Raw genomic sequence first — 7,995 nt, forward strand, 5'->3', positions numbered from 1 at the left:
GTCTTATGTGATCGGCCAATACCGGCACGACCAACCCGTGGCGGCCTGACCGGTGCCACGCTCCTTCAAGGCAAGCGTTACCAGACCCGAGATGACATGAACACCACCAGCAACGACATCAGCCCACTGACCCAGGACGCCGCAACGGGCCTGCGCTATCGCCTGCGCAACGCGCTGCCGGACACGACGCCGGCAGCGCGGCTGCTCCTTCTGCACGGCGTGGGCAGCAACGAGACCAGCCTCGCGGCGGTGGCCACGCGTATCGATCCGCGTGTCCAGGTGGTACTGGTGCAAGGCCCCCTGACCTTTGCGCCGGACCAGTATGGTTTCTTCGAGGTCAGCTTCCATGGCGGCGCGCCCGCCATCAACGCCGCCCAGGCGGAGCGCAGCCGCCAGCAACTGATTGCGCTGGTGCGCGCGCTGCGCGCGCAGGATGGCGCCCTGCCCGCGCGCACGGTGATCGCCGGCTTCAGCCAGGGGGGCATCCTCAGCGCCAGTGTCGGCCTGAGCGCGCCGGCTGACGTCGCCGGCTTTGCCGTGCTCAGCGGCCGCATCCTGCCGGAAATCGAGCCGCATCTCGCACCGCGCGAGGCGCTTGCCGGGCTATCGGCCTTCATCGCCCACGGCGAGTTCGACAACAAACTGCCGGTTGGCTGGGCGGAACGCGCTGACCAGTGGCTGGATGCGCTGGGCGTTGCGCACCAGACCCGGCGCTACCCGATCGGCCACGAACTGAATGCGGATGTCGTTGCCGATTTCCGGCAATGGCTCGCCGGCGTGCTGTTTCCCGGCTGACCAGCATCCTGAGCGACACTACGCCCCCCGGCGCAACCCCGATTTCATTGGCATGTACAAAAAAGGCACCGCAGTAGAGATCCAGTTTTCCCCTGACCGCCTGAATGACGGCGCGGGCGATCCGTATTGGATCGACCTGACGGCGGAAGAGACGCAACAGCTCCTTGCGCTGCTGCAGGCGCGCGTGGCCGCCGGCGGGCAAGGCACGTCGGCGCCGCTTGTCTTCAGCCTGGACGAGCCGGCGCAGGCGGATAAAACCGGGCCAGATGACACAGCAAGGCCCATTGAGGCTGCCTCGGCCACTGCCGTCGCCGGCGAATTCAAGCAATGGGTATGCATCATCTGCGGCTGGGTCTATGACGAGGCCGCCGGCCTGCCTGAAGAAGGCATCGCGCCCGGCACCCGCTGGGAGGACATCCCCGCCGGCTGGCGCTGCCCGCTGTGCGACGTGGGCAAGGAGGACTTTGCGATGGTCGAATTCTAAGCGGCGCCTTCCGCGCAGGCCTTGGCAATCTGGTTGTGCCCGCAACCATTTTGGTATATCTTGAACTGGTTGCGCACACAACCAGGAGACAAGACATGTACCAGCGCGAAGTCCACGCCGCATCCATGCCGGTGCTGAACCCCGATGGCACGGATGCGCCGCGGCAGGTCGTCATTGCCGGCGGCGGCCCGGTCGGGCTGGCGGTTGCGCTGGCTCTGGCCCGCCACGGCATCCCCAGCGTGGTGCTGGAGGCCGACGACGGCACCTGCGAAGGCAGCCGGGCCATCTGCATTTCCCGGCGCTCGCTCGAAATCCTCGATGCGCTCGGCGTTGTCGCGCCGGTCCTCGGCAAAGGGCTCGCGTGGGCCGGCGGCCGCAGCTACTACCGCAACGAGGAAGTGCTGCACTTCACCATGCCGCACGAGGCCGGGCAGGCTTTCCCGCCGATGGTGAATATCCAGCAGTACTACATCGAGCAATACCTGCTGAACGCCATCGCGCGCTACCCCGGACTGATCGAAGTGCGCTGGCAGAACCGCGTCACCGGCGTCGCGCAGGACGCCGGCGGCGTGACGCTGGCGGTGGCAGCGGGCGACACCGCCTACACCGTGCGCGCGGACTGGCTGGTGGCCGCCGATGGTGGCCGCAGCGCCGTGCGCGATGCGCTGGGGCTGTCGCTGCGCGGCATGCAGTATGAGGGGCGCTACGTGATCGTGGATATCGCCATCGACGCGCCGCGCGAGGTCGAGCGGCTGGCGTGGTTCGATCCGCCGTCCAACCCCGGCTCCACCATCCTGCTGCACCAGCAGCCGGACAAGGTCTGGCGCATCGATTACCAGGTCGGCGAACACGAGGATGCGGAGCAGGCGGTCAAGCCGGAAAACGTGCTGCCGCGCGTGGCCAGCCACCTGGCGATGATGGGCGTCACCGCGCCGTGGGAGCCGCTGTGGATATCGATCTACAACGCGAAGTGCCTGACGCTGGACGACTACGTGCACGGCCGCACGCTCTTTGCCGGCGATGCCGCGCACCTGGTGCCCATCTTCGGCGTGCGCGGCCTGAACAGCGGCTTCGACGACGCCTTCAACCTGGCCTGGAAGCTTGCGCTAGCCGTGCGCGGCAAGGCCTCGCACGGCCTGCTGCCGTCCTATTCCAGCGAGCGCGTGGCCGCCGCGCGCGAGAACATGCGTTTTGGCGCCAAAAGCACAGAGTTCATGGCCCCGCCCTCGCCCGCTTTCACCCTGATGCGCGAAGCGGTACTGGGGCTGTCCGCCAGGCATGCGGAACTGCGCTCGCTGATCAACCCGCGCCAGACGAGCCCCGCCACCTTTGCCGACTCGCCCATCGCCGCGGCGGATGACCCGGCCTTCGCCACCGGGCCAGCGCCGGGCGCCGCGCTGCCGGACATGCCGGTGCTCGACGCRCAGGGCATGCCGGCTTCGCTGCTCCGCTGCCTCGGCACGGGCTTCACCGCCTTCTGCTTTGCCGGCGCCGGCCAGGATCCGGACGCCGTCGTGCCAGGGTTGCGCGAGCTATGCGCGGATGGCCTGGAACTGGACTGCCGCCTGATTGCCGGCGCGGCACCGGCGGCCGGCAGGCTGGCCGATCCGGACGATGCCGTGCGGCGCGCGCTGGACGCCACCGACGGCACGCTGTACCTGGTCCGCCCCGATGGCTATGTGAGTGGGCGCTGGAAGCATGCCCGCGCCAGCGATGTGCGGGATGCCATCGCCCTGGCCATGCGAATCGACTGAAGAAGATTGAACACGATTCAAGACGATTGAAGCGGAAAGACGGAGGACCGTATGCAAACCACCATGACCCCGACCGAACTCGATGAAATCTACACGGCGATGTGCTACCGCATGACAGCACTCGGCGAGCGCGATGCTTCCCTCTACCTGGCCCGGGTCGCACTGCTGGCGCTCAGCCGCCATGCTGGCTTCGCGGATGCCTCGCAACTGCTGCGGGAGGTCTCGGATAGCTTCGGCGGGCACAGCGGCGCTCTCCCCGAATGACGACGATGCAGGCATACTGCCCGCCTTGCCCTACCCGGCCCTGCTAACCATGACCAGCCCCAAGCCGTCGCTTTCCGACTTCGCCACCTATCGGCTGCACCGCATTGTCAAGCAGTTCGACCGCGGTATCGCGCGGGCATACACAGACGAACTGGGCCTGTCGCTGAGCGAGGCGCGGACGCTCGCCGCCATCGGCGAATTCGGCCCCTTCCTGGTGATCGATCTCGCGCGCTTCGCCAACCTGGACAAGAGCCAGGCCAGCCGCGCGGCCGATCACCTTATCAGGCAGGGACTGGTAAAGCGCGAACCGTCTCCGACCGACGGCCGCGCGGTGCTGATCTCCTTGTCCGCCACCGGCAAGCCGCTGTACGAGAAGATCATGCGGGTGGCTTCCGGCCGGCACGAAACGTTGATGTCCGCCCTCACCGCCCAGGAACGCGCCGTGATGGAGCGCGCCCTGGGCAAGCTGCTCGCGCAGGTCGAGACAATGTTGTGAAGACGGGGCGTCCCTTCTTCCACGGGACGCACTTCCGCCGCATGTGGGCTAGCGCACAGGCCGGCGCAAGGCGCCAGCATAAGCTCGTCGCGCGGCCCGTTCGAGGCGATCCCGTCCCCCGGTCCTTGTGCATGGGACGTGGGTCGGGTGACGAATGATTGCAGTCCGGATCTGCGTTGTCCCCGGTTCGCGCCAGCGCACCGGGCGTGGCTTGCGCCATTCGTCAACCTTGATCGAGGACAGACTCCATGACGCTCTACCTGCTCTCGCTGTTCATCGGCATCGTGGCCGGCCTGCGCGCCATGACGGCGCCCGCTGCCGTCAGTTGGGCGGCCGGCCTTGGCTTGCTGGATCTGTCAGGCAACTGGCTGGCCTTCATGGGTTACCGGTTCACGCCCTGGATCCTCAGCGTGCTGGCGCTGGCCGAGCTTGTCACCGACAAGCTGCCCGCCACGCCGAGCCGCAAGGTGCCGCAGCAGTTCGGCGCACGCATTCTCACGGGCGCCCTCGCCGGCGCGGCGATCGGGGCGGGCGGCGGCATGCTGGCGGGCGGTGCCATCCTTGGCGCCATTGGCGCCGTGATCGGCACGCTCGGCGGCGCGGCCATTCGCGCGCGCCTTGCGGCAGCGTTTGGCCGGGACCGGCCGGCAGCGTTGATCGAGGACCTGGTTGCCATGACCGGCGCCGTGCTGGTGGTCCTTTCGCTGGCCTAGCCGGCAGCGGCGGCGGGCCAGCGGACTACAAGGAATCAACCAGGCTTCTGATGACTTCCGCCAGCCGCGCGGCACGCGCACGCCCCTTCTGGTCCAGGTCCAGCGCGCCGCCCGCGGCCAGTGCCTGCAGCCCGAACGAAGCGTCGGTCATGTCGCGCCACGACGGGTGATCGGCGTGCATGGTCTCGAGCGCCTGCGCGCCCGCCACCAGGCGGTTCCGGTCCGGCTGCAGGCCGGCGGCCAGGTCTTCCAGTACCGCGGCTGCATCAAGCAGACCCTTTCGGTTCATATCGGCGTCTCCCCCAGTATCTGTCTGGTTTCGCCCCACCCGGCGCCTATCGCACGTCGGGCATGTATTGCATCTCAGGCGGGCCGAAACGGCTTGCAGCACCGCAAACAGTGCGCGCTGCTTCTCACCCCCCTCGGCGGACACAGCGGCAGATCAGCGGGCGGGGTGATGCCAGCATCTTAATGGCCGGCGCCGTTCCAAGGCTGCCGCGGCACCTCCGTATCTACCCGCGTATCGGTAGCGCCCTTTTCCTGTCTCGCTTTCCCTCGGTGGCATAGCCGGGCGATGCCGCTACACTATCGCCTGAACCCAGCCAGTCAATCAGGAACCCGCCCCACATGAGCGAACAAGAACAGAGCGGAAGCACCCCCCCTTTGCGATCCCGATCCACCTCCCTGCGCCACGCGGCAAGCATCCTGGTCGTGCGCGATGGCGCGGCCGGCATGGAAGTGCTGCTGGTGCGGCGCCCCGAGCGCAACGACGACCGCAGCAGCGGCGCTTTTGTCTTTCCCGGCGGCACGCTCGACCCCCAGGACAGGGCTTTGCATGATGTCTGCGCCGGCCTGGACGACGCCGCGGCAAGCCAGCGCCTCAAGCTGCCGGACGGAGGCCTCGATTTCTACCTGGCGGCCGTGCGCGAGTGCTTCGAGGAAGCCGGCCTGCTATTTGCCAGCGATGCCGGTGGCCAGCTGATCGCGCTGGATACCCTCGACGCGGCGCAGCATGACTGGCTGCGGCAGTCTGCCCGGCATGGCGGCCCGGGCATGGCGCAGCTGTGCGAGCGCCTGAATGTGCGCCTGGCGGTGGACCGCCTGGCCTACCACAGCCATTGGCTGACGCCGCCCGGCCTGCCCAAGCGCTTCGACACGCGCTTCTTCGTCGCCGTGGCGCCCCCAGGGCAGRCCGCCGCGCACGATGGCGACGAGGCCATGGAGCATATCTGGGTGCGCCCCGGCGATGCCATCGACCCGGCAAGCGGTATCAAGACCGTGCCCGTCACGCGGCGCACGCTCGCGTCCATTGCTCGTTTCGACACCGCGCAAGCCTGCTTTGACCATGCCGCGCAGCTGCGCGACATCGCGCGCATCATGCCTCGCCTGGCCCAAGGCAGCGGCGGCCCGCGCCCCGTCTTGCCGAGCGAGGCAGCCTATGCGGAGATCGAGCGCATCGACCCGCACGGCGAAGGACATGCACGCTACGAACTGGCGCCAGGTGTCGCTGTGCGCCTGTCCGAGCGCGTCTGGCGCGTCACCGCCAACAATGGCAGCGTCATGACCGGGCCCGGCACCAACACCTACTTTGTGGGCGATCCCGCGCGCAACGAGTGGGCGGTGATCGATCCGGGCCCCGACGATGAAGCCCATGTAGCCGCCGTGCTGGCAGCCGCGCCCGGGCCAATCCGCTGGATCCTCGCCACCCACACGCACATCGACCACTCGCCGGCGACGCCCCGGCTGAAGGCCGCCACCGGCGCCCCGGTGCTGGGCCGGCCCGCCCCGCCGACGTCGCGGCAGGACCAGACGTTCCAGCCCGGGCGCATCCTGGAGCACGGTGAGCGCCTGTCGCTGGGCAATGGCTGCACGCTGCGGGTGATCCACACGCCGGGGCACGCGTCCAACCACCTGTGCTTCCTGCTCGAAGAAGAAAAGACCTTGTTCACCGGCGATCACGTAATGCAGGGCTCCACCGTCGTGATCAATCCGCCCGACGGCGATATGCACGCTTACCTGGCCTCGCTGGCAGCCTTGCAGAATGAGGACCTGGAATGGCTCGCCCCTGGYCACGGCTTCCTGATGCCCAGGCCCGCCGATGCCATCCGTACCCTGATCCGTCACCGCATGCAGCGCGAAGCCAAAGTGCTCAACGCGCTGCGCGACCTGGGGGAAACCGATATCGACACCCTGCTCCTGCGGGTCTACGACGATGTGCCCGAACGCATGCTGCCAGTGGCAAAGCGCTCGCTGCTGGCGCACCTGCTCAAGCTGGCGCGGGACGGCCGCGCGCAGGAGTCAGGCGAGCATTGGAAGGTAGTGGCGGACGCGCCGGGCTGATGCGGCGGCGGATCTCCGGGCGGATCATCGGTTGCATCGCCCAAACAAAAAGCCGACCTCGAAGGGTCGGCTTTTTCATGTGTCGGCGTGCTTACTCGGACACCGAGGCCATCAACAGATCCGCCGCTGACTCCAGCCGTTCGGGCGCACCGAACAAGCGCGCAACGATCAAGCCGTTTTGCAGCGCACCGTAGATCACCTGCGCCAGCGCACGGGGCGTCACCGGGTAGACTTTGCCGTACTCGCTCTGGGCGCGTTCGATCAGGCCCATCAGCCAGTTTTCGTTCATGCGATAGAACTGCTTGAGCTCGGTATGGACCGACTCCGGCAGGCATAGCGTCTCGGTGGACAACATGCCTGCCAGGCAGATCTGGTCGCCGCAGGCCGCGGTGCGCAGGAAATTGAGGTAACCCTCCGCCTGCTCGCGCGGTGAAAGCGACGAATCCACACTACGCAGCCGCTCCGAGATGCGGGCGCTGTATTCCTTTACCGCCTCCAGCACAAGGTCGTCCTTGGCGGGGAAGTAATAGTGGATGCTCGAAGTCTTGACCCCGACCAGATCGGCCAGATCGCGGTAACTGAAACCATTGAAACCGCGCCGGCGGATCAGCACCAGCGTGTGTTCGAGCAGTTGTTCGCGTACGGATTGCGTTTTCATAGCGAGATCTTATCTATCTATTGATAGATCCTCAAGCCAAATTCGTGTGCATTCGCACAAGTTGCTCAATGCTCACTCAAGCCGGCAGCACTTGCGCCACTACCGTGATCAGAGAGCCGCTGGCCACGCAGAGGACCACCCAGCCAGCCAGGATCAGGAAGCTGTCCCGTAGGTTCATGATGCACTCCCATTCAAATGTCTAACCTTGTTTCATTCCCTGCCCCGGTCGCCGTTCAGGCGGTGGAACCGGTGCGAACCGGCTCCTCGCCCTGGCGATCCCGTTCCCGCGCTTGCCTGCGCTCAGACATTGGCGCCATCGGTGAACACATCGAACTTGCCGGCACGGGCGCCATCCGTGTAGGCATCGACGCTACGGGCCGGGGAAGCCGACACGCCGGTACGGTCCAGGCCAGCGACGATGCGGGCGCCGTCGGTGTACGGGTCGGCCTTGCCGACACGGGCACCTTCGGTGAACGGGTCGAACTTGCCGC

Annotated in this window: 9 protein-coding genes and 1 pseudogene; 7 read left to right on the forward strand and 3 right to left on the reverse strand. The window is 67.2% G+C overall.

What is annotated here, in order from left to right:
* The first annotated feature begins 96 nt into the window (after window positions 1-96).
* The 6 genes from AC1DKD_RS36445 to AC1DKD_RS36470 all read left to right on the forward strand — a co-directional run bounded on the left by AC1DKD_RS36445 (window position 97) and on the right by AC1DKD_RS36470 (window position 4,506).
* Window positions 97-795 carry an alpha/beta hydrolase gene (locus tag AC1DKD_RS36445; protein ID WP_477111573.1) on the forward strand — a complete coding sequence of 233 codons (699 nt, stop codon included), beginning with the start codon at window positions 97-99 and terminating at the stop codon, window positions 793-795.
* Between the two features lie 52 nt (window positions 796-847).
* Window positions 848-1,279, forward strand: a complete 432-nt coding sequence (locus tag AC1DKD_RS36450) for a rubredoxin (RefSeq protein ID WP_477104566.1) — start codon at window positions 848-850, stop codon at window positions 1,277-1,279.
* Between the two features lie 95 nt (window positions 1,280-1,374).
* On the forward strand, window positions 1,375-3,033 hold the full coding sequence (locus AC1DKD_RS36455) for an FAD-dependent oxidoreductase (RefSeq protein ID WP_477111574.1): 1,659 nt from the start codon (window positions 1,375-1,377) through the stop codon (window positions 3,031-3,033).
* A gap of 51 nt (window positions 3,034-3,084) precedes the next feature.
* Window positions 3,085-3,297: a hypothetical protein gene (locus AC1DKD_RS36460; protein WP_082095261.1), complete on the forward strand. Its 213-nt coding sequence runs from the start codon at window positions 3,085-3,087 to the stop codon at window positions 3,295-3,297.
* A 49-nt stretch (window positions 3,298-3,346) separates the two neighbouring features.
* Window positions 3,347-3,793, forward strand: coding sequence for a MarR family winged helix-turn-helix transcriptional regulator (locus tag AC1DKD_RS36465; RefSeq protein WP_441633551.1), 447 nt, complete (start codon window positions 3,347-3,349; stop codon window positions 3,791-3,793).
* A 248-nt stretch (window positions 3,794-4,041) separates the two neighbouring features.
* A complete protein-coding gene (locus AC1DKD_RS36470) occupies window positions 4,042-4,506 on the forward strand; it encodes a DUF4126 domain-containing protein (RefSeq protein WP_477104567.1) in 465 nt (154 codons plus the stop codon).
* 25 nt (window positions 4,507-4,531) lie between these two features.
* Here AC1DKD_RS36470 and AC1DKD_RS36475 read toward each other — a convergent pair whose 3' ends face one another.
* Window positions 4,532-4,795: a hypothetical protein gene (locus AC1DKD_RS36475; protein WP_035872706.1), complete on the reverse strand. Its 264-nt coding sequence runs from the start codon at window positions 4,793-4,795 to the stop codon at window positions 4,532-4,534.
* A gap of 338 nt (window positions 4,796-5,133) precedes the next feature.
* Here AC1DKD_RS36475 and AC1DKD_RS36480 point away from each other — a divergent pair, with 338 nt between their 5' ends.
* Window positions 5,134-6,846 carry an MBL fold metallo-hydrolase gene (locus AC1DKD_RS36480; protein WP_477144381.1) on the forward strand — a complete coding sequence of 571 codons (1,713 nt, stop codon included), beginning with the start codon at window positions 5,134-5,136 and terminating at the stop codon, window positions 6,844-6,846.
* A 91-nt stretch (window positions 6,847-6,937) separates the two neighbouring features.
* Here the strand turns inward: AC1DKD_RS36480 and AC1DKD_RS36485 are convergent, their stop codons facing one another.
* On the reverse strand, window positions 6,938-7,504 hold the full coding sequence (locus AC1DKD_RS36485; protein WP_035872693.1) for a TetR/AcrR family transcriptional regulator: 567 nt from the start codon (window positions 7,502-7,504) through the stop codon (window positions 6,938-6,940).
* Between the two features lie 300 nt (window positions 7,505-7,804).
* A pseudogene (locus AC1DKD_RS36490) lies at window positions 7,805-7,995 on the reverse strand (copper resistance protein CopQ); the annotation flags it as partial.

Source organism: Cupriavidus sp. 05T313, from assembly GCF_056396665.1.

Coding starts and splice junctions, on each gene's coding strand:
- AC1DKD_RS36470 (WP_477104567.1), top strand. CDS start 4,042: ATGACGCTCTACCTGCTCTCGCTGTTCATCGGCATCGTGGCCGGCCTG.
- AC1DKD_RS36465 (WP_441633551.1), top strand. CDS start 3,347: ATGACCAGCCCCAAGCCGTCGCTTTCCGACTTCGCCACCTATCGGCTG.
- AC1DKD_RS36485 (WP_035872693.1), bottom strand. CDS start 7,504: ATGAAAACGCAATCCGTACGCGAACAACTGCTCGAACACACGCTGGTG.
- AC1DKD_RS36445 (WP_477111573.1), top strand. CDS start 97: ATGAACACCACCAGCAACGACATCAGCCCACTGACCCAGGACGCCGCA.
- AC1DKD_RS36450 (WP_477104566.1), top strand. CDS start 848: ATGTACAAAAAAGGCACCGCAGTAGAGATCCAGTTTTCCCCTGACCGC.
- AC1DKD_RS36475 (WP_035872706.1), bottom strand. CDS start 4,795: ATGAACCGAAAGGGTCTGCTTGATGCAGCCGCGGTACTGGAAGACCTG.
- AC1DKD_RS36460 (WP_082095261.1), top strand. CDS start 3,085: ATGCAAACCACCATGACCCCGACCGAACTCGATGAAATCTACACGGCG.